We start from the raw sequence: 21,673 nt of genomic DNA, 5'->3' as shown, positions 1-21,673 counted from the left end.
CGGCCTCCTCGTTGAAGCGGATGTCAGTTCGGCAGGCCCCACGCCGGCGCCGGGCCGAGCGCGGGGACGTCCCGGGGCGCGAAGTCCGGCCGCCCGCCCCGCGGGGTGACGACGGCGGTGCCGCCGCGCCGCAGCCCGATCGCGACCCGGCCGGGGCCGGCCGGGCGGGTCGGCAGTCGCCTGCCGTGTTCGTCGCGGACGTCGACGTCCCCGGCGATGCCGTGCTGCAGCACGAGTGGTTCCCCGGCTTCGCTGCGCACACGGACGAACTCCGTCGTGCCGGCCCGGCGGGAGGCGTCCACGAGGAACGCGCCTTCCGCACGGAGGCCGGCGATCGAGGCGTCGCGCCAGGTCGCCGACACCGCCGGGAAGATCTTGAGCACGCCCCCCGACCCCTGCATCAGCATGTCCACCAGGGACTGCGCGGCGGTGATCGGGCTCTCGACGGCGAAGTTCGAACCCTCGCGGTACATCGTGTTCGCCGTCAGCTCGGTGTCGGCCACGATGTTCCGGTCGAGGAAGAACTTCAGGTACCGCAAGGCTTCTTCGGGCGCGTCCATCACCGAGCTCATCGACGACGCGGCCGCGTAGCTGTAGCCGTGCCACGCCTGCTGGTCCGCGGTCCAGTGGTTGAACGTGCGCGTCATGAGGTCGCGGTCGGCGGGCACGTCCCACACCTTCTCCCGCAGCGGGTACAGCCACAGCAGGTGCGAGAAGTGCCGATGCGACGCGGCCAGCGGAACGCCGTCGCCGATCAGGACGCCGTCGGCGGCGGTTTCGTGGTACGGCACGAGTTTCGCGCCGATTTCGCGCCAGGCCGGCACGCGCGGCTCGTCGAGGCAGAGGATCCGGGCCGAGTCGACGAGGGTGCGGGCCGCCCACCGGATCAGCGACAGGTCGTAGGTGCAGTCCGGCGCGTCGGCGTACTCCGGCGACCGGGTCAGCGGCAGGTGCAGGTACGCGTCCGGGCCGGTGAACAGGAAGTGGCGGTAGAAGTTCAGCGCCTTCGCCAGCGTCGGATACAGGACGTCACGCAGCACGCGCCGGTCCAGGTGGTGCCGGTAGGCGAGCCAGACGTTGTGCAGGCCCCACAGCAGGTTCCCGGTCTGGTCCGTCTTGGACGTCGTGCCGGGGACGCCGACCGAGCGCGTGCCGCCGGGACGCAGCCGCCAGTCACCGGGGTGCGAAAGCGCGTAGGTGTCGCCGTCGCGGTACGCGGGTGGCACGGACGTCTCGAGGTTCGCGTGGTCGCGCCGGAAGGTCTCGGTGACGGCGTCGAGTTCGGGGTGGTTGCTGCTGTTGACGATCGGGTAGGTGACCTGGACGTTGAGGTTCCACCAGACCGCGGTCCAGCTGTTGCCGACTTCCGGGAACCACGGGCCCCACTCGGACACCACGGGCCCGTCCGCGCGGGTGGCGGCCGCGATCTTGTACAGCTGGATCCAGTAGAACCGCTGCACCTGCTTGTCCGGCACCGAGACGAAGCTGCGCCGGTGGTAGTCGTTCCACCAGCGGCGATGGCGGGCGAGGAGAGCGTCCGGCCGCGCGGCAAGCGCTTTCCGGACGGCTTCGAGCGCTGCCGCCGTGTGGGTCGTGCCCGGGAAGCTGTAGGCGACAGTGGCGGCGAGCAGCCGTCGCGTGCCGATCGCGCGTTCCCGCCACGCCGTCGTGTAGCCGCCACCGGCGAGCATCGGCTGGGCGCAGTAGCCGTCGCCGAGTTCGGGCGCGGGGTTCGCGACGTACTCGGGCGGCTTGCGGACGGTCCGGGTCGTCGCCGACTCCAGCGGCTGGAACGCCCACGCCGCCCCGGCCTCGCCCGCGCTCGGCGTCAGCGAGACGAGCAGCACGCCCAGGTCGTTGTGCACCACCGCGGAGAACGCGACCGAGCCCCGCGTCGTGGTGATCGTGCCGCCCAGTTCGGCGTTGTAGAGGTCGAGCGTCCAGTCGACGGCGGTGATGGCGCCGGCCAGGGTGAGCGTGAGGAAGCCGATCGGCAGCCGGGACAGGCCGATGCCGGCCTCCCACTGGATCCGCTGGTCCTGCACCTGGGTGTGGCTCAGCATGACCTTGAGCTCCTGCGGCGTCTTCCCGGCGTAGACCTGCGCGCCGAGGTAGCCGTTGGCCAGGAACGGACCTTCCTGCCAGTTCTTCGGCAGCCGCCGCCAGACCATGCGGGCGTCCGCGGCGACGTCGGCGTGCGGGTTCGTGGCGGCGAGCGCCGGCGGGGCCGCGCGGCCCCAGAGGCCGCCGAACGCGGCCGCCCCCGCGGCGACCGAGGCAGCGCGAAGAACGGTCCGCCGGGACACTGCGTCCATGAAGAATCCTCCGAATTCATACTACGTTTCGGCGAGATCATCAGGCGGCGTGCGGCCATACTTGCAGACGAGGCGCGGAATAGCCAGAGAAGTTCACCCGGACAGTGGCAGAGACATCCGACGTATCCCGATGAGCGGGACACCGCTCGGATATGCGAGGGAACTCGGCCGACCTACGAACCCGGCAGCGAGGGCAGCGCGGGCGTCTCCAGCCAGCGCGTGAAGAACGCGCGCAACGGACGTCCCGCCTGTGCCTCCGCCGCCGCCACGAACAGCTCCGTGGTGACCAGCCCGTGCCGGTGCTCGACGGCCCACGCCTTCAGCAGGGCGAAGAACGCCGGATCGCCGATCTCGGCCCGCAGCGCGTGCAGCGTCAGCGCTCCCCGCTTGTAGACGCGCTCGTCGAACATCCGCGCCACACCCGGGTCGGCGATCCGGACGTCCGCGGGCTTGGCCTTGATCCGGGCGTGCCAGGCGCGGGCCAGCGCGTCCGCGGACTGGCCGCCCGACTCTTCCGACCACAGCCACTCGGCGTAGGTCGCGAAGCCCTCGTTCAGCCAGATGTGCCGCCAGTCGGCCACCGTCAGGCTGTTGCCGAACCACTGGTGGGCCAGCTCGTGCACGACGAGCCGCTCGTGGGTGCGTCGGCCGTCGACGTGGTTGGCGCCGAAGATCGCCATGCCCTGCGCCTCGATCGGGTCGTCGAGGTCGTCGTCGGTGACGACGATGACGTACTCGGGGAACGGGTACGCGCCGAACAGCCGCTGCAGGAACTCCATCATCCGGCCTTGGCGCCCGAAGTCGCGGTCGAACGCGCGACGCAGCCGCGGCGGCACGGCGGCCCGCTGCGGCACGGTTTCGAAAACCGCCTCCACCTGTCCGCTCGCGCGCCCCAAACCGAGGCTCAGCCGGCGCAACTCCACCCCCGTGTGCGGGAACCAGCCGCGGCCGGTCAGCTCGACTTCGTCGTACCGGCCGATCTGCACGCTCATCAGGTACGTCGCCGTCGGCTCACGCCGTTCGTAGACCCACTTCGTGGTGCTGGCCGCGGTGGACCGCTCGACCAGCGTGCCGGTGACCGCGACCAGGTACGGCGACGCCGTCGTCAGGGTCACCCGGTAGGTGGCCTTGTCGGACGGGTGGTCGTTGCACGGGAACCACGACGGCGCGCCGACCGGCTGGCTCGCCACGAGCGCGCCGTCGGTCAGCTCGTCCCAGCCGACGTCGCCCCAGCGACTGCCCACCGGGCGCGGGTTGCCGACGTAGTGGACCTCGACCGTGAACTCCGCGCCCGCCGCTAGCGACTTCACCGGCTTGACGTGCAGCTTCGCGCCCCGCTTCAGGTACTTCGCCGGCTTCCCGCCGACCAGCACGCGGTTGATCCGGAACTCGCCGAAGTCGAAGCTGACGCGGGAAAGCGCCTGCGTCGCCTCGGCGCTGATCACCGCCGAGGCGGACAGCCGGTTCGGCGCGACCTTGTAGTCGAGGGTCAGCTCGTAGTGCCGGACCCGGTAGCCGCCGTTGCCGTGCGCCGGGAGGTACGGGTCACCGGAGGTGTCCGCGCCGGGAGCGGGAGCCTTCGAAATCACCCGTTGCCTTTCTCCGTGCGTGCTCCAACCAGGCTCGCACGGACGGGGTGAGCCCGGCGCGCCAGGATCCTGCTTCGTGACCTTCCGCTTACCTGGCCTGCTTACCCGGCCACGCCGAGATCGGGTTGCCGAGCCAGCGGGTGTCGGCCGGCACCTCGTCGCCGCGGGTCACCAGCGACCCCGGGCCGACCGTGGTGCGGGCGCCGATGCCGGCGCCGGGCAGCACGATGCCGTGCGGGCCGAGCGTCGCGCCCTCGCCGAGGGTCACCCGCGACATGCTCATGATCCGGTCGTGGAACAGGTGCGTCTGCACGACGCAGCCGCGGTTGATCGTCGCGCCGTCGCCGAGCTCGACGAGGTCGGCTTCGGGCAGCCAGTACGTCTCGAGCCAGACACCGCGGCCGATCTTGACGCCCATGGTGCGCAGCCAGGCGGCCAGCAGCGGGGTGCCGCCGAGCGAGCCGATCAGCCACGGCACCGCGAGGGTCTCGACGAAGGTGTCGGCCAGCTCGTTGCGCCAGACGAAGGAGCTCCACAGCGGGTGGTCGACCTCGCGGAACTTCCCGACCAGCAGCCACTTCATCGCGGTCGCGGTCAGCGCCGCGACGATCCCGGCCGCCAGCAGGGCGGGCCCGGCCAGCAGCGCGGCGACGCCGAAGCCGAACGCCGACGCCGCCAGCAGCAGGCCGAACGCGACCGCCACGGTCAGCGCGACCCCGCACATCACCGGGACGATCCGGCACAGCTCGATCAGCGACCGGGCCGCCTTGAGGTGCAGCGCCGGGGTGTAGGTGCGGCTCGTGTCGGCGTCGCCGATCGCGCGGCGTACCGGCAGCGGCGGCATGCCGAGGTACGACGAGCCCTTCTTGGCCTTCAGCGGCGTCGACGACAGGACGCCGACCAGGCCGCGCTTCGGCACCGAGCGGCCGGGCGCCGTCATCCCCGAGTTGCCGAGGAAGGCCTGCTTGCCGATCCGGGCCGGGGCGACGTGCAGCCAGCCGTGGCCGAGCTCGTAGGTGGCGACCATGGTGTCGTCGGCCAGGAACGCGCCGCTGTCGACCTTGGTCATCTTCGGCAGGGCCAGCACGGTCGACGCCTCGACGTTGCGGCCGACCTTCGCGCCGAGCAGCCGAAGCCACACCGGCGTGAACAGGCTGGCGTACAGCGGGAACAGGCCTTCGCGGGCCATGCTCATCAGGCGCTCGGTGGCCCAGACCTGCCACGCGACGCGGCCGTGCACCGGGTGGTAGCCCTCGACCATGCCGATGCTCAGCGACCGGACGCCGGCGAGCACGAGCAGCATGTACGTGCCGAAGTAGGCGATGGTCGCGACCGGCACGAAGAGCAGCGCCTGGGTGAACGCCGCGAGCAGCGTCGGCGCCCCGGCGATCGCGTAACCCAGCACCGCCACGCCCGGCAGCGCGGCCAAGCCCGGGAGGAAGCCCAGGACGATCGACGTCATGCCGTAAACCGTGGCCCAGAAGCGCGACCGCGGCGGACGGCTCGACGGCCACTTCAGCGCGTCCTTCGCGTCCTTGCCATCCTTGCCGATGGGGGCGGCGGGCGAACCGGCCCAGTGCTGACCGGCCTTCACGGCACCGCGCACGGTCGACCCGGCCGCGATCTCCGCGCCCTTGCCGATGCGGACGCCGGGGAACAGCGTGCTGCGCGCGCCGACGCGGGCCTCCGCGCCGACGTGGACCTTGCCGATGTGCACGACGTCGCCGTCGACCCAGTGGCCGGTGAGGTCGACCTCGGGCTCGATCGCCGCGCCGCGGCCCAGCTTGAGGAAGCCGGTGACCGGCGGCGGCGAGTGCAGGTCGACGTCCTTGCCGATCCGCGCGCCGAGCGCCTTGGCGTACGTCGTCATCCAGGACGCGCCGGCGACGCTGTCCGCGCCGCTGAACTCCGCGAGCTTCTCGGCCGTCCACAGTCGCAAGTGGACACTGCCGCCGCGCGGGTAGGTGCCGGGCCGGACGCCGGACAGCAGGACGCGCGCACCGCCGGCGGCGATCGCGATCCGCCCGGCCGGGCTGAACAGCACCACCCAGGCCAGCGCGACCCAGGCCCAGCTCAGCGTCGGCGCCCAGGCGAACCCGAGCAGGGACAGGACGTTCGACAGCGCGGCGGCGAGCGTGGCCCAGCGCAGCCCGACGAGACCCATCAGCGGGACCATCAGCAGCGACTGGATGACACCGGCGCGTCGCCGGGTCGGCTCGATGTCCCGGCGCTCGGTGGCCTGGCCGCTCAGCGCGTCCAGCATCGCGGCCAGCGCGCCCAGCTTCGGGTACTGGTAGATGTCGGCGACCGACACCTGCGGGTGCCGGGTGCGGATCCGGGCGACCACCTGCGCGGCGGTCAGGCTGCCCCCGCCGTGGGTGAAGAAGTCCGCCTTCGGGCTGTCGACCGAGACACCGATGATCTCGGCCCAGCCTTCGGCGAGCCACGCCTCGGTCGGGGTCAGCCCGGAAGCCTCCACAGTGGACAGTGGCCACGGGAGGGCGTTGCGGTCGACCTTGCCGGAGGTGCGGGTCGGCAGGTCGTCGACCACGGCGAGCAGCGGCACCAGCGCGGCGGGAAGGTGCTCGCGCAGCCGGATCGCGGCCTGCTCGAGGTCGAAGGTTTCTCCGGGTGCCGGAACGACGTAGCCGACGAGGACCTGGTTGCCTGCCTTGGTGCGGCGGATCGCGGCGGCCGCGCCCTGCACGCCCGGCAGGGACTGCAGCGCCGCGTCGACCTCGCCCAGCTCGATGCGGCGGCCGCCGAGCTTGACCTGCTCGTCGAGGCGGCCGAGGAACAGCAGGCCTTCGGACTCGGCGCGGACCATGTCGCCCGAGCGGTAGGCGCGCTGCCAGCCCAGCGACGGCAGCGGCGCGAACTTCTCCGCGTCCTTCTCCGCGTCGAGGTAGCGGGCCAGGCCGACGCCGCCGATGACGAGCTCGCCGGTCTGGCCCATGGCGACCGGCGCACCGTCGTCGTCGACCACGGCCAGCTGCCAGCCGGCGAGCGGCAGGCCGATGCGGACCGGGGCTTCGCCGGTCAGCTGCGCGGCGCAGGCAACCACGGTGGCCTCGGTCGGGCCGTAGGTGTTCCAGACTTCGCGGCCTTCGACGGCGACGCGCTCGGCCAGCTCCGGCGGGCAGGCCTCGCCGCCGAAGATGAGCAGGCGGACGTCTTCGAGCGCGTCGGCGGGCCACAGCGCGGCCAGCGTCGGCACGGTCGAGACGACGGTGATCCGCTGCGCGACCAGCCACGGACCGAGGTCGACGCCGGTGCGGACCAGCGCGCGGGGCGCCGGGACCAGGCACGCGCCGTGCCGCCAGGCCAGCCACATCTCTTCGCAGGAGGCGTCGAAGGCGACGCTCAGCCCGGCCAGCACCCGGTCGCCGGGGCCGATCGGCTCTTCGGTGAGGAACAGCTCGGCTTCGGCGTCGACGAACGCGGCCGCGGAGGCGTGCGTGACCGCGACGCCCTTGGGTTTGCCGGTGGAGCCGGAGGTGAAGATGATCCAGGCGTCGTCAGCCGGGCCGGGGACGCCGTCCCGGCCGCCGGGCGTGCTGTGGACGTTGATCTTGCCGTTGGTGGCGACGGCCGCGACCTGGGCCTCTTCGAAGACCAGCTCGGCGCGCTCGTCCGGGTCGTCCGCGTCGACCGGCACGTAGGCGGCGCCGACGGACAGGGTGGCGAGGATCGCGACGTACAGCTCGGCGGTGCCGGAGGAGATCCGGATGCCGACGCGGTCGCCGAGGCCGACGCCGTAGCCGCGCAGCCGGCGGCCGTAGCCGTCGATCTCCTCGAGCAGGCGCCGGTAGGTCAGGGTGGTGGTGCCGTCGTCGATCGCGGCGGCGTTCGGGTGCCGCTCGGCGGTGTCGGCGAGGATGTCGAGCAGGGTTCGCTCGCTCGCGCCGAGACCCGACCAGAACAGCGCCTGGCCGGCCACCGGGGACGGCGCGAGCGCGACCTCCGCGGGGACGGCAGGTTCGACGGTGACGGTCATCGGCCACTCACCACGGACAGCACAGAACCATGGGCGCGCAAGCCCACCACTCACCTTTCGGGAGCCTCAATCGGGTCAGCTCTCCGAATGAGGCGCCCGCAACGACCCTTCACCATACCGGCAGGTGAAGGAAAGATATCCACAGGGTCACGACGGAGTGTCGGACCTCACGCGATCATGCGTGACCAGCGTGATCCAGGCCGCATCTCGCGTGATTGAAGACGTAACTCGCGTGACTGGGGCCGTAACTCGCGAGTTCCGGCTTCAATCACGCGAATCACGGCCCCGATCACGCGAGTTACGGCAAACGGCTCACCGGGATTTGGTGGGGCGGGCGGCTTTTCCGCCGACCGGCTTCGCCTTCTTTTCGCGGACCCGGACATTCACCCGGACTGGACTGCCGGTGAAGCCGAACTGCTCGCGGAACCTGCGCTCGATGAACCGGCGGTAGCCCGCCTCGAGGAAGCCGGTGGTGAACAGCACCAGCGTCGGCGGGCGGATGCCGGCCTGCGTCGCGAACAGCACCTTCGGCTGCTTGCCGCCACGGACCGGCGGCGGGGTGGCCGCGACCAGGTCGGACAGCCACGCGTTGAGCTGGCCGGTCGGGACCCGCTGGTCCCACGACTTCAGCGCGGTCCGCAGCGCGGGCGCGAGCTTGCGCACCGAGCGGCCGGTCAGCGCCGAAATGTTGACCTTCTCCGCCCACGGGACGCGGACCAGGCCGCGGTCCAGCTCGCGCACCATCGCGTACCGGCGGTCCTCGTCGACCAGGTCCCACTTGTTGAACGCCAGCACGCACGCGCGCCCGGCCTCGACGACCATGGTCAGCACCCGCAGGTCCTGCTCGGACAGCGGCTCGGCCGCGTCCAGCAGCACGATCGCGACCTCGGCCGCGTCGATCGCGGTCTTGGTGCGCAGCGAGGCGTAGTACTCGGCGCCCGCGGCGAAGTTGACGCGCTTGCGCAAGCCCGCCGTGTCGACGAACCGCCAGGTCTCGCCGTCCAGCTCGACCAGCGAGTCGACCGGGTCCACGGTGGTGCCCGCCACCGAGTCGACGACCGAGCGCTCCTCCCCGGACAGCTTGTTCAGCAGGCTCGACTTGCCGACGTTCGGCTTGCCGACCAGCGCGACGCGCCGCGGGCCCGACGTCACGGCGCCGCCCTCGCGCGGCGACTCGGGCAGGGCCTTGAGGATCGCGTCGAGCAGGTCGCCGGAGCTGCGGCCGTGCAGCGCGCTGACCGGGTGCGGCTCGCCGAGGCCGAGCGACCACAGCGACGCGGTGTCGGCGAGCAGCCGGTCGTCGTCGACCTTGTTCGCGGCCAGCAGCACCGGCTTCTTCGAGCGGCGCAGCACCTTCGACACGGCCTCGTCGGTCGCCGTCGCGCCGACCGAGGCGTCGATCACCAGCAGCACCGCGTCCGCGGTCTGCATGGCCAGCTCGGCCTGCGCGGCGACCGAGGCCTGCAGCCCGGTCGCGTCCGGCTCCCAGCCGCCCGTGTCGACCAGGGTGAACCTGCGCCCGCCCCAGTAGGCGTCGTAGGCGACGCGGTCGCGGGTCACGCCCGGCACGTCCTGCACCACGGCTTCGCGGCGGCCGAGGATGCGGTTGACCAGCGTGGACTTGCCCACGTTCGGCCGGCCGACGACGGCGAGCACCGGCTGCGCGAGCGCGGCCTCCTCGGCCTCGTCCGCCGCTTCGATCTGCGCGTCGAGCGCGGCGAACTCGGTCTCGTCCGACCAGGTGCCGTCGATCTCGCCGACGCTGTCCAGCGCCGCCGACGTATTCTTTCCCGCGGAGGCGGGATCAAACTCAGCCATCAGAAACCCAATTTCCCTTATGGCGTAACGAAACCGTTTTCGGTACGCCAATCGTCCAAAGTCTTCACGAGCGCCGCGAGCTCGCCGCGCAGCTCCTCGGTGCCCTGGTCGAGCCCGGTCTTCCCGGGTCCGACCTTCGGCGAGAACGGCTCCCCCACGAGGATGTCCACGCGCGGGCGCCAGCGCCGCTTGCCGTCCGCGGGCTTGAGCGTCCCGCGCGTCGCGACCGGCAGCACGACGGCACCGGACGCGCGGACCAGCCAGGCCGCGCCGCGTTCGGCCGCGCCGACGTCCCCGGCACCGCGGGTGCCCTCCGGGAAGATCCCGACGACACCGCCGTCCTTCAGCACGCCTACCGCCGTCATCAGCGGTTTGCGGTCGATCTCGCCGCGCTTGAGCGGGATCTGCCCGATCGCCAGGAAGAACTTCCCGACGATCCCGGCGAACAGCTCGGCCTTGACCAAGAACGCCGAACGCCGCGGCAGCATTCCGAAGATCAGCTGCGGTTCGATGAACGAGCTGTGGTTGGCGACCACCAGCACCGGCCCGGTGGCGGGCATGCGCTCGCGGCCATGCACGCGGATCCGGAAGACCGCCCGCAGATGATACCGGCCGACGATCCGCCCGGCGTCGTGGAGCCAGCCGACGGAGCCTTCCGGCAGTCCGTCAGCTTTCATCGAGCTACCTCTGCGTTGCACCCCGCAAGCAGGCCGCGGTGGCCGGCCAGTTCGCTGAGCGCGACGATCACCTGGTCGATGGACAGTTCGGACGTGTCGACGTGGACGGCGTCTTCGGCGGCGCGCAGCGGAGAGGCGGCGCGGGTCGAGTCGAGGTGGTCGCGGCGCTCGACGGAGGCGAGCGCGTCGGCGACCGACGACTTCCGCCCGGCCGCGGTGTCCTGGGTGCTGCGCCGCGACGCGCGGACGTCGGCCGACGCCGTGAGGTAGACCTTCAGCGGCGAGTCCGGCGCGACGACCGTGCCGATGTCGCGGCCCTCGACGACGATCCCGCCGACCCTGCCGAGGACCTCGCCGATGATCCGCCGCTGCCGGGTGACCAGCAGCTCACGCACGTGCGGCACGGCCGACACGGGCGAAACGGCCCTGGTGACCTCGGGCCCGCGGATGTCGGCGGCGACGTCCTCGCCGGCGAGGCTGATCTCGGGCCGGTCGGGGCTGGTGCCGATGCCGAAGTCGGCGGTGTCGGCGAACTGGGCGACGGCGGCCGCGTCGGCGGGGTCGATCCCGGCGCGCAGCACGGCGAGGGTGACCATCCGGTACATCGCGCCGGTGTCGAGGTAGCCGGCCCCGAGCCGCTGGGCGAGCTTGCGGGCGACGGTGGTCTTCCCGGTCCCCGAGGGGCCGTCCAGCGCGACCACACCACGTAGGGCTCCCGTCACCGGCACTCTCCTAGCGTTCTCGTCTCGGCCTGGCCGGTCTCCATTCTGCCGGTCGGGGTACGGAGGAGATCAGTCGCCCCGCGCGCCGAAGCGATCCACCACGAGCGCGAGGCGCTCGTCACGGTGGGCCGGCGACAGCCGGCGCCCCCGATCCAGCGTCGCCAGGCCGTGCAGCGTGCTCCAGAACACCTCGGTCAACGCACCCGCCTCCTCCTCCCTCGCCGTCGGCTCGACGACCGCCAGGAGCTCCGCGAAGCACGCCTTCATCACCTCCGGGGTGTCGTCCTCGGCGAACCGCAGCTCCGAGGCGAGCGTGAACATCGCGTCGTAGAGGCCGGGTTTCGCCTCGGCGAAGGCCAGATAGGACCCCGCCACCCCGCCAAGGCCGCCGGGGCGGGCCGCCACCAGCGTCGCGGCCAGCTCGGTGAAGCCCTCCAGCGCGGCCGCCGCCATGATCGCGTCCTTGCCGCCCGGGAAGTGGCTGTAGAGCACCGGTTGGCTGTACTCGATCAGGCCCGCGAGCCGCCGGGTGGTGACCGCGTCCCAGCCCTCCGCCTCGGCCAGCTCCCTGGCCGCGGCGACGATCCGCCGCCCTCGCTCGGTCCGGTCGCGCACACGCCGTTGTCGCTGGGTCATACGTCACATGCTAGCACTGCTAGACAAACTAGCGTCGCTAGGTTAGCGTTGCTAGCAATCCTAGCGATGCTAGAAAACTGGAGGAAACACCATGATCATCGCCGGCTACGTCCTCGTCGCGATCGTCTCGCTCGGGATCATCTACATCGGGCTCAACTACCTCTTCGCGCCGAGGAAGATCGCCGCGGGCTTCGGCTTCGGCGAAGTTCCCGAGAACGCCGACACTTTCTTGAACGTCAAGGGCGGCCGCGACATCGGGGCCGGTCTCGTCCCGCTGGCCTTGATGATCTACGGCGACCCGCACGCGCTGGGCTGGGCCTTCCTCGCCGCGGCCGTCTGGCCCTTCCTCGACATGCTGATCGTCCTGCGCCACCGGGGAAAGAAGGCTGTCGCCTTCGGAGTCCACGGCCTGACCGCCGTCGTGATGGTCGTCGCGAGCCTGCTCCTGCTGCTCGGCTGAAATCACGCGAAACGGACACCTGGGTTACGGTGGTTGGGTGAACGTCGAAGTAACGCCCCTGCCCGGCATCGGGGTCCGCAAGGACTTCGCCACCCGTACCGGCCGCCGCATCGGCGTCGTCACCCAGCGGGACGGTCACATCGAGCTGATCGTGTCCAAACCGGACGATCCCGATGCCTGCGCCGCCTCGATCCCGCTCACCGCGGACGAGGCGGGCGCACTGGCCAACCTGCTCGGCGCGCCGCAGCTGGTCGCGCAGCTCACGGAGGAACACCGCGACCTGCCGGGGATCAGCACGCGGCAGCTGCCGATCAAGCCGTCCGGCCCCTTCGACGGCCGCACGCTCGGCGACACCGCGATGCGCACCCGCACCGGCGTCTCGGTGGTCGCGGTGGCGCGCGCCGGCCAGGTGCATCCCTCACCCACGCCGGACTTCACGCTCACCGGGGGCGACCTGCTGGTCGCGGTCGGCACGGGTGAGGGCCTCGAAGCCGCCGCCAAGATCCTCAAGTACGGCTGAGCGGCACGATGAACCACACCGCGCTGTCCCTGATCGAACTGGGGGCGGTCTTCTTCGTGCTGGGCGTGCTCGGGCGCCTGGCCGGCAAGATCGGCCTCTCCCCCATCCCGCTCTACCTGCTCGGCGGCCTCTGCTTCGGCTCCGGCGGGCTGATCCCGCTGACCGACATCGGCGGCTTCACGCACCTCGCCGGCGAAATCGGCGTCGTGCTGCTGCTCCTGCTGCTCGGCCTGGAGTACTCCGCGGCCGAGCTGTTCACCGGGCTGCGCCGGTCCTGGACGGCGGGCCTGCTCGACATCGTGCTCAACGCCGCCCCCGGCGCGGCCGTCGCGCTGCTGCTGGGCTGGGGTCCGGTCGGGGCGATGGTGATGGCGGGCGTCACGTACATCTCGTCGTCCGGGATCGTCGCGAAGGTCCTCGGCGACCTCGGCAGGCTCGGCAACCGCGAGACGCCGGTGGTGCTGTCGATCCTCGTGTTCGAGGACCTCGTGATGGCGCTCTACCTGCCGATCCTCACCGCGGTGCTGGGCGGGGTCTCGCTCCTCGGCGGGCTGGAAGCCGTCGGCATCTCGCTGCTGGTGATCACCGTGGTGCTGGTGATCGCGCTGAAGTTCGGCCGGTACGTCTCGGCCGCCGTCGACAGCCCGGACCGCGAGGTGTTCCTGCTCAAGGTCCTCGGCGCGGCCCTGCTCGTGGCCGGGTTCGCGTCGGCGATGCAGGTGTCGGCCGCGGTCGGCGCGTTCCTGCTCGGCATCGCGATCTCGGGCTCGACGGCGGAGAACGCGACGCGCTTGCTCGAGCCGCTGCGGGACCTGTTCGCCGCGGTGTTCTTCGTCGTCTTCGGGCTCAACACGAACCCGGCGTCGATCCCGCCGGTGCTCGGCTGGGCCGTGGTCCTCGCGGTGGTGACGACGCTGACGAAGGTCGGCACCGGCTGGTGGGCGGCGCGGCGGCAGGGCATCGGCCGCCTGGGCCGCGCCCGAGCGGGCGCGGCGCTGGTCGCGAGAGGCGAGTTCTCGATCGTCATCGCCGGGCTGGCGGTGGCGGCGGGCGCGGTCACGGGCGAGCTGGCGGCGCTGGCGACGGCGTACGTGCTGCTGATGGCGATCTTCGGCCCGACCGCGGCCCGCGTCGTCGAGCCGGTCGCCCGCGCCCTGCAACGCAAGTCGGCCGCGAGAACCGCGCCGGCCGAGGCCAACTAGCGCGGCGCCGGGCCGGGACTCAAGCGCCCCAATGTGGCGTTCGGTGCGTCCAGCGCACCCAATGTGGCGTTCGGTGCGTTGGACGCAACCAACGCCACATTGGGGCGTTCAGGCCGAGGCGAGCTAGCGCAGCTCCGCCCGGCTCGCCGAGGGCACGAACGCACCGGCGTCGGCGGCCGGGTGCGTCGTCGCGGCCGGCACGGTTCCCGCCAGCGGCACCGACACCGACGTCCGTGCGAGGTCCAGTGTCACCCGGCCCGGCTGGGCGGGCCCGCGGACGAAGCTGCCGTCCGTGCCGCCGATGATCAACGCCAGCGAGTGCCCGCGGGGCACGACGTGGTCCGTGGACGCCAGCCGGAACGTCATCGCGTACGCCGTGCCCGGCGTCAGAACCCGTTCCTGGGACAGGGAAGCGTAGTTCGCGAGGTCCGCCCAACCGCGGCTCAAGACGGTGTAGTCGACCTTCTTCACGTCCGCCGACGTCACGCGGTAGCAACCGTCGTCACCCGGCGCCGACGAACCCCAGCAGTTCTCCGTGGTGCTCGTCTTGATCCCCTCACCGCCGCCCGCGAAGTTGCGGATCGTCGCCGGGCCGAGGTCGACGAGCACCGCCGAAACCCGGGCAGAGGCCGTGCTCGGCGTGGCCGTCACGGTCACCGAAGAGGTCCCGGACACCTGCAGGTCCGACGTCAGCGTCCCGGTCGAGTAGGTCAGCGCCGCGCTGCCCGGGTTGGTCACCCAGGTGTCTTCGCCCAGGCTCGGGTTGTCGGTGAACGACGCCGTCCCGGACCCGGCTGCGGTGCCGAGACTGCCGGAAGCGTGCGGCCGCAGCGTCGTCGCGACCGCGTTCGCCGCCGGGTACCGGCTCTGGTCGGCCCACTGGTCCGGCTGCCGCTCGACACTGGCCATGGGGCCGTTCTGGACGCCGTTGTCGAGACCCAGCAGGTAGTGGTCGAACCACCGGTGCAGCAGGTCCACCCAGTCCGCCCGCCGGTAGTCGAACGGGTCGACGTGCCCGGTCTGCGACAGCCAGATCTTCTTCTCGACGGCCAGCGCGTCCCACCACTGTCCGAAGTGGATCGCCTTGACGTTGAGGTCGTTGACGCCGTGCGACAGCAGCACGCTCGCACGCACGTTCCGCGCCTTCGGCACGTAGTCCCGCTCCGCCCAGAGCGGCCCGTAGTCGCCGTTCGCCGTCGCGCCCTTGGCGAGGACCTGATTCTGCGCCGAGCAGTTCTGCCCGCCGTTGCGGGATTCGACGGTCTGCGCCAGCCCCGCCGGGTTGGCGCCGAACGTGGCGCCGTCGGAGCGGTAGTAGTCGTACCAGGAGCTGATCGCGGAGATCGGCACGATGGTCTTCAGCCCGGCGACGCCGGTCGCCGCGACGCCGTTGGCGATCGTGCCGTCGTAGGACTTGCCGATCATCCCGACGTTCCCGGTGGTCCAGCCGGCGCTCACCGCGCTGCCGCCGGTCTTCGCGCTGTAGCCGGTGACACGGCCGTTCAGCCAGTCGACGACCTTGCGGGCCGAGTCGACGTCCGAAGCGCCGCCGACGTCCGCGCAACCGGCCGAGCGGTTCGTCCCGGCCAGGTCGACGAGCACCACGGCGTACCCGCGCGGCACGAAGTAGTTGTCGTAGAACAGTGGGAACTTCACCGGTTTCCCGGCGCTGTCGTAGGTCTTGGGCTCGCTTTCGTTGCCGCGCCCACAGCACGAGTAGTACGGGCTGGCGTCCATGATCACCGGGATCCGCGAGGTCGCTTCGCCCGGCCGCACGATGTCCGCGGCGACGCGGTCGGAGCGGCCGTCGCCGTCGCCGTCGTGGCCGATGTCGACCCAGACGGTTTCGCGGATCGCCTTCGCGTAGTCGTAGACCGGTTCGCTGGCCCGGGGCGCCGCATGCGCCGCCCCGGGGGTGAACGTCGAGAAGAGGATGAGCGCGAGCAGGACCAGACCGGATCGCATCCGACCACGCTGGCAGGGCCGGGCGCCCTCGCGCCACCGCGGAAAGTCGGGACTACAGCTCGACGTTGCGGTAGAGCGCGCCGACCTCGCCCTTGGTCAGCCGCCGGATCGACCCCACGCGCTGGTTGCCGAGCTGGACGTCGCCGACCGCGGTGCGGACCAGCTTGAGCACCGGGTGGCCGGTGTCCTTGAGCAGGCGGCGCACGATGTGCTTCTTGCCCTCGTGGATCACCAGCTCGACCAGCGACTTGCCGGAGTGCATGTCCTTGACCCGGAACTGGTCGACCTTCACGATGCCGTCCGGCAGTTCCCAGCCCTTGCGCAGCTCCTTGCCGAGCCCGCGCGGGACCAGGCCGTCGACCTCCGCGAGGTAGGTCTTGAGCACCCGGTACGACGGGTGCATCAGCCGGTGCCCGAGGTCGCCGTCGTTGGTCAGCAGCAGCAGGCCCTCGGTGTTCTCGTCGAGCCGGCCGACGTGCACGACGCCGGGCGTCTCCTCGTACCGGCCGCGCAGGTAGTCGCCGACGCAGGGGCGGCCGCGGTCGTCCGACATCGTCGAGTGCACGCCCTTGGGCTTGTTCAGGGCGAGGTAGATCAGGTCGTCGCGGAGGTTCACGCGGGTGCCGTCGACGTGGATGATCGCGGCGTCCGGGTCGACCCGGCGGCCCAGCTCGGTGACGACCTCGCCGTTCACCTCGACCCGGCCGGCGACGATCAGGTCTTCCGCCGTGCGCCGGGAGGCGACCCCGGCCTGCGACAGGACCTTCTGCAGCCGGATGCCGTCGGGGTGTTCACTGGATGTCATCGATGGAGTCCACTTCGGGTAGCAACGGAGCGATGGCAGGCAGGTCGTTCAGTGACGACAGCCCCAGTCGCTCCAGGAACAGCTCGGTCGTCACGTACAGCGTGCCGGTCGTCTCGGGGTCGGTTCCCATCTCTTCGATGAGGCCGCGCGCGAGCAGCGTCCGGATCACGCCGTCCACGTTCACGCCGCGCACCGCCGAGACCCTGGCTCGGGTCACCGGCTGCCGGTACGCGATCACGGCGAGGCTCTCCAGCGCGGCCCTGGTCAGCTTCGACCGCTGGCCGTCCAGCAGGAGCTTCTCCACGAACGGGGCATAGACGTCCCTAGTGTAGAACCGCCACCCTTCACCGACGCGGCGCAGGTCGATCCCGCTGGTCCGGTCGGTGAACTTCTGCGCCATGGTGCGCAGCGCGACGACGATCCGTGACCGCGGCTGGCCGAGCGTTTCGGCGAGCAGATCCTCGCTCGCGGGCGAGTCGACGATCAGGAGCAGGGCCTCCAGCGCGGCCTCGAGGGCCTCGTCGGAGCTGACGTCGGGCATCGAGTCGACGTCACCGGCGGCGACGAGGTCGGACTCGGGATCGGCCAGGTCAGGCGCGTCTTCGGCGGCCTCGGGCTCGGTGGCCGTCTCCTCGGTCGGTGTCTCCTCGACCAGGGGTTCCTCCGGTTCGCCGTCCTCGGTCACCGGCTCGCCGGACAGTGCCTCGGCCAGCGCCAGCTCCGCCGCGGCCCCGGCCGGTTCTTCGGCCGCGGGTGGTTCCGGCGCCTCGGCCACCGCGACCTTGTCGGCCGTGGTCTCGTCGGCCGGCGTGGTGTCTGTGGTGTCTGTGGTGTCTGTGGTGTCTCCGGGGCTCACCCGTACTCCTCTTCGTCTCCGGCGGCGCGGTCCTGCTGGGCCGCCACGGAGGCTTCCTCGACCGAGCCGCCGGTCCAGTGGACGTGCAGCTCGGCCAGCGCCTCGGTCTGCTCGAACTGGACCGTCGCCTCGCGGTAGAGCTCCAGCAGCGCCAGGAACCGCGCCACGATCTCGACCGTGTGCTCGCAGTCGTCGACCAGCTCGCCGAACGTCGCCTTGCCTCGCTCGGCCAGCATCACCCGCAGCACCGCCGCGTGCTCGCGGACCGAAATGCGGCCCATGTGGATGTGCGCGATGGACACCGTCGGCGGCGGCTTCGGCCGGAACACCGCCACGGCGATGTCGGCGAACTTCTCCGGCGTCACGCCCAGCATCACCTCGGGCAGCAGCCCGACGAACCGCTCCTCCAGCGCGACCGACCGCGGGTACCGCCGCAGCGCGCCCTGCTCCAGCTCGCCGAACAGGGCCGCCACCTGCTTGTACGCGCGGTACTGCAGGATCCGCGCGAACAGCAGGTCGCGGGCTTCGAGCAGGGCGAGATCGTCCTCGTTCTCCACCTCGGCCGAGGGCAGCAGCCGCGCCGCCTTGAGGTCGAGCAGGGTCGCCGCGATGACCAGGAACTCGGTCGTCTCGTCGAGGTTCCAGTCGCTGCCCAGCGCCCGCGTGTAGGCGATGAAGTCGTCGGTGACGGTGTGCAGCGCCACCTCGGTGACGTCGAGCTGGTGCTGCGAGATCAGCTGCAGCAGCAGGTCGAACGGCCCCTCGAAGTTGGCCAGCCGCACCTTGAACTTCGACGTGCTCAGTTCTTCGGTGTTCACGCCCTGGGGGATCATCCCGCCGTGCACCGTCTGGTGCGCTTCGGGAACTTCCGGGGCCTGCTCGACCGGCTCCGGCGGCGATTCGGCCGGGACCGATGCCGGCTCGTCCATCAGCCCTCGGTTTCGCCGCCGTCTGAGCCGACCACCCGCAGCCGCTGCACCAGCACCGATTCCTCGCCGTTCTGGTCGAAGTCGGCCAGCAGCACCGCGACCGCCTCGCGGACCAGCCGGCCCCGGTCGACGACCAGGTCGTGCTTGGCGCGCAGCGTCAGCCGGGCCTGCTCCATGGCCACGAGCTCGTCCCCGGAGACGTACACGGTGATCTTCGCGTCGTGCTTGGTCCGGCCGGACCCGTGCGGGGCCGCGCTGCGGGCGAGCTGCTCGGCGCGGCCGTTGTCCGCGGGCTTCGGCTGGGGCTTCTCGACGGGCTCGGGCGGTGCCTGGGGAGGGAGATCGAGAGCTGGGCTGGAGGTGATCCGGAAGAGTTCCGACGCTCCGGGCAGGGAGGCACGCCTGCTCACCGAGCGATCACCTCGCGGGCCAGCTGGCGGTACGCCGCGGCGCCGGCCGACTTGGGCGCCCAGGTCGTGATCGGCTCACCCGCGACCGTCGTCTCGGGGAACCGCACGGTGCGGTTGATGACCGTGTCGAACACGGTCTCGCCGAATGCCTCCACCACGCGAGCCATGACCTCCTTCGAATGCAGGGTTCTCGGGTCGTACATGGTGGCGAGAATCCCGACTATGTCCAGTTTGGGGTTGAGGCGTTCCTGGACCTTCTCGATGGTGTCGATCAGGAGGGCGACGCCTCGCAGACTGAAGAACTCGCACTCGAGCGGGATGATCACGCCGTCCGCGGCGGTCAGCGCGTTCACCGTGAGCAAGCCGAGCGAGGGCTGGCAGTCGACAAGAACATAGTCGTAGTCGTTCATGACCGGACGAAGGACCCGTAACAACGTGTGCTCGCGCCCTACCTCGGCGACGAGCTGGACCTCCGCCGCGGACAGGTCGATGTTGCTCGGCAGCAGGTCAACGCCGTCGACGCGGGTTTTCAACAGCACGTCGGTGGCGCTGACCGCCCGCTCCATGATGGCGTTGTAGACCGTCTGGTCGAGTTCGTGCGGCTGGATGCCGAGACCGACGGCGAGCGCGCCCTGCGGGTCGAAGTCGACGAGCAGTACCTTGCGGCCGTACTCGGCGAGGGCGGCGCCCAGGTTGATGGTCGACGTCGTCTTGCCGACGCCGCCCTTCTGGTTGCACATCGCCATGATCTTCGCCGGGCCGTGGCGCTCCAGCGGCGCCGGATCGGGATGCTCACGGATCGGGCGGCCGGTCGGGCCGATGCCCTCGAGCTTCACCTTCTTGCCGTTGCGCTCTCTCGGATCGTCGCCGTCGTGGACCGCGGGCGTCGCGATGGTGACCTGGTTGAGGTTCGCCGCGGCCGACCCGGCGGACGCGGCCGGACCGGCCGGCTGGTTCGGTGTCGACATGGCGGGAAAGCTCCTTGTTCGTCAGCGTCCGCCGCAGCCTATGCGCGGAGTCGGAGCCCCGGCAAAGCAACGCGCCGGACCCGAGGGGGCAATGTCACTCGACCGTCGGTCCAGCGTATGAAGGCCCTTCGCCGGTCCTGACGCCATTCAGCCGAGTGCCCGCGGGTGCGCCGTCGCGTACACCTCGCGCAGGGTGTTGACCGTGACCAGCGTGTACACCTGCGTCGTCGTCACCGAGGCGTGACCGAGCAGTTCCTGGACGACGCGGACGTCGGCGCCGCCTTCGAGCAGGTGCGTGGCGAAGGAGTGGCGCAGGGTGTGCGGCGAGACCACGGCGGTGATGCCCGCCCGTTCGGCGGTGTCCTTGAGGACCTGCCACGCGCTCTGCCGCGAGAGCCGGCTGCCGCGGGCGTTGAGGAACAGCGCCGCGGTGCCGCGGCCGTGTGCGGCGAGCACCGGCCGCGCGCGGACGGTGTAGGCGTGCAACGCGGCGAGCGCGGGACGGCCGATCGGGACGATCCGCTGCTTGCCGCCCTTGCCGTCGAGCAGCACGGTGCGTTCGGCGTCGTCGACGTCGTCGACGTCCAGGCCGACCGCCTCGGAGATCCGGGCCCCGGTGGAGTAGAGCAGCTCCAGCAACGCCCGGTCGCGCAGCGCGCGTTCGCCGTCCGGCGGCGGCGTCTCCAGCAGCCGCAGCACGTCGTCGACCGGCAGCGCCTTGGGCAGCCGCCTCGCCGGCGTCGGCGGCCGGACCTCGCGGGCGGGGTTGTGCTCGGTGACGCCCTCGGCGTGCGCGAACTTGTGCAGTCCCCGCACGGCGACCAGCGCCCGGGCGGCCGACGAGGCGGCCAAGGGCTGGTGCTCGCCGTCGCCCTCCCGGAGAGCGGCGCCGAACGCCGTGACGTGCGCGGCCGTGACATCGGCGATCTTCGCGACGCCCAGGCCGTCCAGGTGCGCGGCGTACCGGCGCAGGTCGCGGGCGTAGCTGTCCAAGGTGTTGCGCGCGGTCCCGCGTTCGACGACCAGGTGGTCGAGATACGCGGCAATCACGTCGGCCGTGCTGTGCGGGCTGGAAGCCACGCCGGTCACCTTAGGCCGCCCGGGGCTCGTGACCCGGCAGAAACCCCGTTCTCAGCTGGACGCGGTTACCGTGGATCGCATGGAGTCGGACGAGCTCCGCATCGGCACGGCCGAGCGCGAGGAAGCGGCGAGGCTGCTCGCCGACCACTTCGGCATGGGCCGCATCACGCCGGACGAGTACGAGACGCGGGTGACGGACGCCTACGCGGCGACCACCCTCGGCGACCTGCGGCCGCTGTTCCGCGACCTGCCGCAGCCGCACCCGGGGTTCTTCGGGCCGCCGCCGTCGTACGCGCAGACGATGCAGCTGCCGATGTACGGGCCGCCGCCGGACCCGTACCCGCCGCCGGCCCCGATGCCGTACGCGCCGTCGATGCCGGCCCCGTACTCCTACCGGTCCAAGACCGTGGCCGGGGTGCTCCAGATCGTGCTGCCGTTCGGGGTGGGCCGGTTCTACACCGGCCAGACCGGGCTGGGCCTGCTCCAGCTCTTCGTCGTCCTGATGACCGGCGTCGGCGTGCTCTGGCCGATCATCGACGGCATCCTGCTCCTGAGCAACGGCGGCCTGGACGCCCAGGGCCGCCCGCTGCGCCCCTGATGACCCCGGCTCCAAGTCCGTGAATGTCGCATTGAGGGACTTGAAGTCCCTCAATGCATCAATCACGCAAGTTACGGCCTTGATCACGTGAGGTAGGCCGAGAGGCCACGGTGGCCCCGCCGCATC

18 protein-coding genes are annotated in these 21,673 nt (G+C 71.5%); 4 read left to right on the top strand and 14 right to left on the bottom strand.

The genetic code is table 11. The features are described from left to right. Positions 1–23 precede the first annotated feature (23 nt). The 7 genes from AB0M82_RS39405 to AB0M82_RS39375 form a co-directional block, all read right to left on the bottom strand. Positions 24–2,315 (bottom strand): glycoside hydrolase family 95-like protein, encoded by a 2,292-nt coding sequence (locus AB0M82_RS39405; RefSeq protein WP_364733555.1) that lies wholly within the window; start codon positions 2,313–2,315, stop codon positions 24–26. 173 nt (positions 2,316–2,488) lie between these two features. Next, on the bottom strand, positions 2,489–3,904 hold the full coding sequence (locus tag AB0M82_RS39400) for a M1 family metallopeptidase (RefSeq protein WP_364733552.1): 1,416 nt from the start codon (positions 3,902–3,904) through the stop codon (positions 2,489–2,491). An 88-nt stretch (positions 3,905–3,992) separates the two neighbouring features. Further along, on the bottom strand, positions 3,993–7,901 hold the full coding sequence (locus tag AB0M82_RS39395) for a Pls/PosA family non-ribosomal peptide synthetase (protein ID WP_364733549.1): 3,909 nt from the start codon (positions 7,899–7,901) through the stop codon (positions 3,993–3,995). Positions 7,902–8,213: 312 nt separating this feature from the next. Then, positions 8,214–9,719, bottom strand: a complete 1,506-nt coding sequence (gene der / locus AB0M82_RS39390) for a ribosome biogenesis GTPase Der (RefSeq protein WP_364733546.1) — start codon at positions 9,717–9,719, stop codon at positions 8,214–8,216. A gap of 17 nt (positions 9,720–9,736) precedes the next feature. Beyond that, entirely contained in the window at positions 9,737–10,396 is a 660-nt protein-coding gene (locus tag AB0M82_RS39385; protein WP_364733543.1) for a lysophospholipid acyltransferase family protein, read from the bottom strand. After that, a complete protein-coding gene (gene cmk / locus AB0M82_RS39380) occupies positions 10,393–11,097 on the bottom strand; it encodes a (d)CMP kinase (RefSeq protein WP_364733609.1) in 705 nt (234 codons plus the stop codon). The genes AB0M82_RS39385 and cmk overlap by 4 nt, the downstream gene beginning before the upstream one ends. Before the next feature lie 90 nt (positions 11,098–11,187). Further along, positions 11,188–11,754 carry a TetR-like C-terminal domain-containing protein gene (locus AB0M82_RS39375; RefSeq protein WP_364733540.1) on the bottom strand — a complete coding sequence of 189 codons (567 nt, stop codon included), beginning with the start codon at positions 11,752–11,754 and terminating at the stop codon, positions 11,188–11,190. A 91-nt stretch (positions 11,755–11,845) separates the two neighbouring features. Between AB0M82_RS39375 and AB0M82_RS39370 the strand changes: the two genes are divergently transcribed. From AB0M82_RS39370 to AB0M82_RS39360, 3 genes are read left to right on the top strand one after another with little or no spacing between them, the layout of a single operon-like run. Beyond that, a complete protein-coding gene (locus tag AB0M82_RS39370; protein WP_364733537.1) occupies positions 11,846–12,214 on the top strand; it encodes a DUF4267 domain-containing protein in 369 nt (122 codons plus the stop codon). A gap of 37 nt (positions 12,215–12,251) precedes the next feature. Next, complete coding sequence (locus AB0M82_RS39365) at positions 12,252–12,734, top strand: cation:proton antiporter regulatory subunit (RefSeq protein WP_364733535.1); 483 nt, start codon at positions 12,252–12,254, stop codon at positions 12,732–12,734. A gap of 8 nt (positions 12,735–12,742) precedes the next feature. Continuing rightward, positions 12,743–13,936 (top strand): cation:proton antiporter, encoded by a 1,194-nt coding sequence (locus tag AB0M82_RS39360; RefSeq protein ID WP_364733533.1) that lies wholly within the window; start codon positions 12,743–12,745, stop codon positions 13,934–13,936. A 123-nt stretch (positions 13,937–14,059) separates the two neighbouring features. On the opposite strand, the gene AB0M82_RS39355 is transcribed toward AB0M82_RS39360, so the two are convergent. The 7 genes from AB0M82_RS39355 to xerD form a co-directional block, all read right to left on the bottom strand. Then, the gene (locus AB0M82_RS39355; RefSeq protein ID WP_364733531.1) at positions 14,060–15,901 is read right to left on the bottom strand and encodes a Xaa-Pro dipeptidyl-peptidase; all 1,842 of its coding nucleotides are present in this window, start codon (positions 15,899–15,901) and stop codon (positions 14,060–14,062) included. Positions 15,902–15,953: 52 nt separating this feature from the next. Further along, positions 15,954–16,706, bottom strand: a complete 753-nt coding sequence (locus tag AB0M82_RS39350; protein WP_364733528.1) for a pseudouridine synthase — start codon at positions 16,704–16,706, stop codon at positions 15,954–15,956. Next, on the bottom strand, positions 16,693–17,481 hold the full coding sequence (gene scpB, locus AB0M82_RS39345) for an SMC-Scp complex subunit ScpB (RefSeq protein ID WP_364733606.1): 789 nt from the start codon (positions 17,479–17,481) through the stop codon (positions 16,693–16,695). Before scpB ends, AB0M82_RS39350 begins: the two co-directional genes overlap by 14 nt. Positions 17,482–17,558: 77 nt before the next feature. Continuing rightward, positions 17,559–18,491, bottom strand: a complete 933-nt coding sequence (locus tag AB0M82_RS39340; RefSeq protein ID WP_364733526.1) for a segregation/condensation protein A — start codon at positions 18,489–18,491, stop codon at positions 17,559–17,561. Beyond that, positions 18,491–18,901 carry a cobyrinic acid a,c-diamide synthase gene (locus tag AB0M82_RS39335; protein WP_364733524.1) on the bottom strand — a complete coding sequence of 137 codons (411 nt, stop codon included), beginning with the start codon at positions 18,899–18,901 and terminating at the stop codon, positions 18,491–18,493. Before AB0M82_RS39335 ends, AB0M82_RS39340 begins: the two co-directional genes overlap by 1 nt. Beyond that, the gene (locus AB0M82_RS39330; RefSeq protein ID WP_364733521.1) at positions 18,898–19,869 is read right to left on the bottom strand and encodes a ParA family protein; all 972 of its coding nucleotides are present in this window, start codon (positions 19,867–19,869) and stop codon (positions 18,898–18,900) included. Before AB0M82_RS39330 ends, AB0M82_RS39335 begins: the two co-directional genes overlap by 4 nt. Before the next feature lie 147 nt (positions 19,870–20,016). Next, a complete protein-coding gene (gene xerD / locus AB0M82_RS39325; protein ID WP_364733603.1) occupies positions 20,017–20,919 on the bottom strand; it encodes a site-specific tyrosine recombinase XerD in 903 nt (300 codons plus the stop codon). A gap of 109 nt (positions 20,920–21,028) precedes the next feature. On the opposite strand from xerD, the gene AB0M82_RS39320 reads away from it, so the two are divergent. After that, positions 21,029–21,547: a DUF1707 domain-containing protein gene (locus tag AB0M82_RS39320; RefSeq protein ID WP_364733519.1), complete on the top strand. Its 519-nt coding sequence runs from the start codon at positions 21,029–21,031 to the stop codon at positions 21,545–21,547. Positions 21,548–21,673: the final 126 nt, after the last annotated feature.

Source organism: Amycolatopsis sp. NPDC051128, assembly GCF_040682715.1.
Lineage (GTDB): Bacteria > Actinomycetota > Actinomycetes > Mycobacteriales > Pseudonocardiaceae > Amycolatopsis.
Note: the sequence above shows the minus strand (reverse complement) of the source record. Positions and strands in the feature narration are given on the sequence as shown.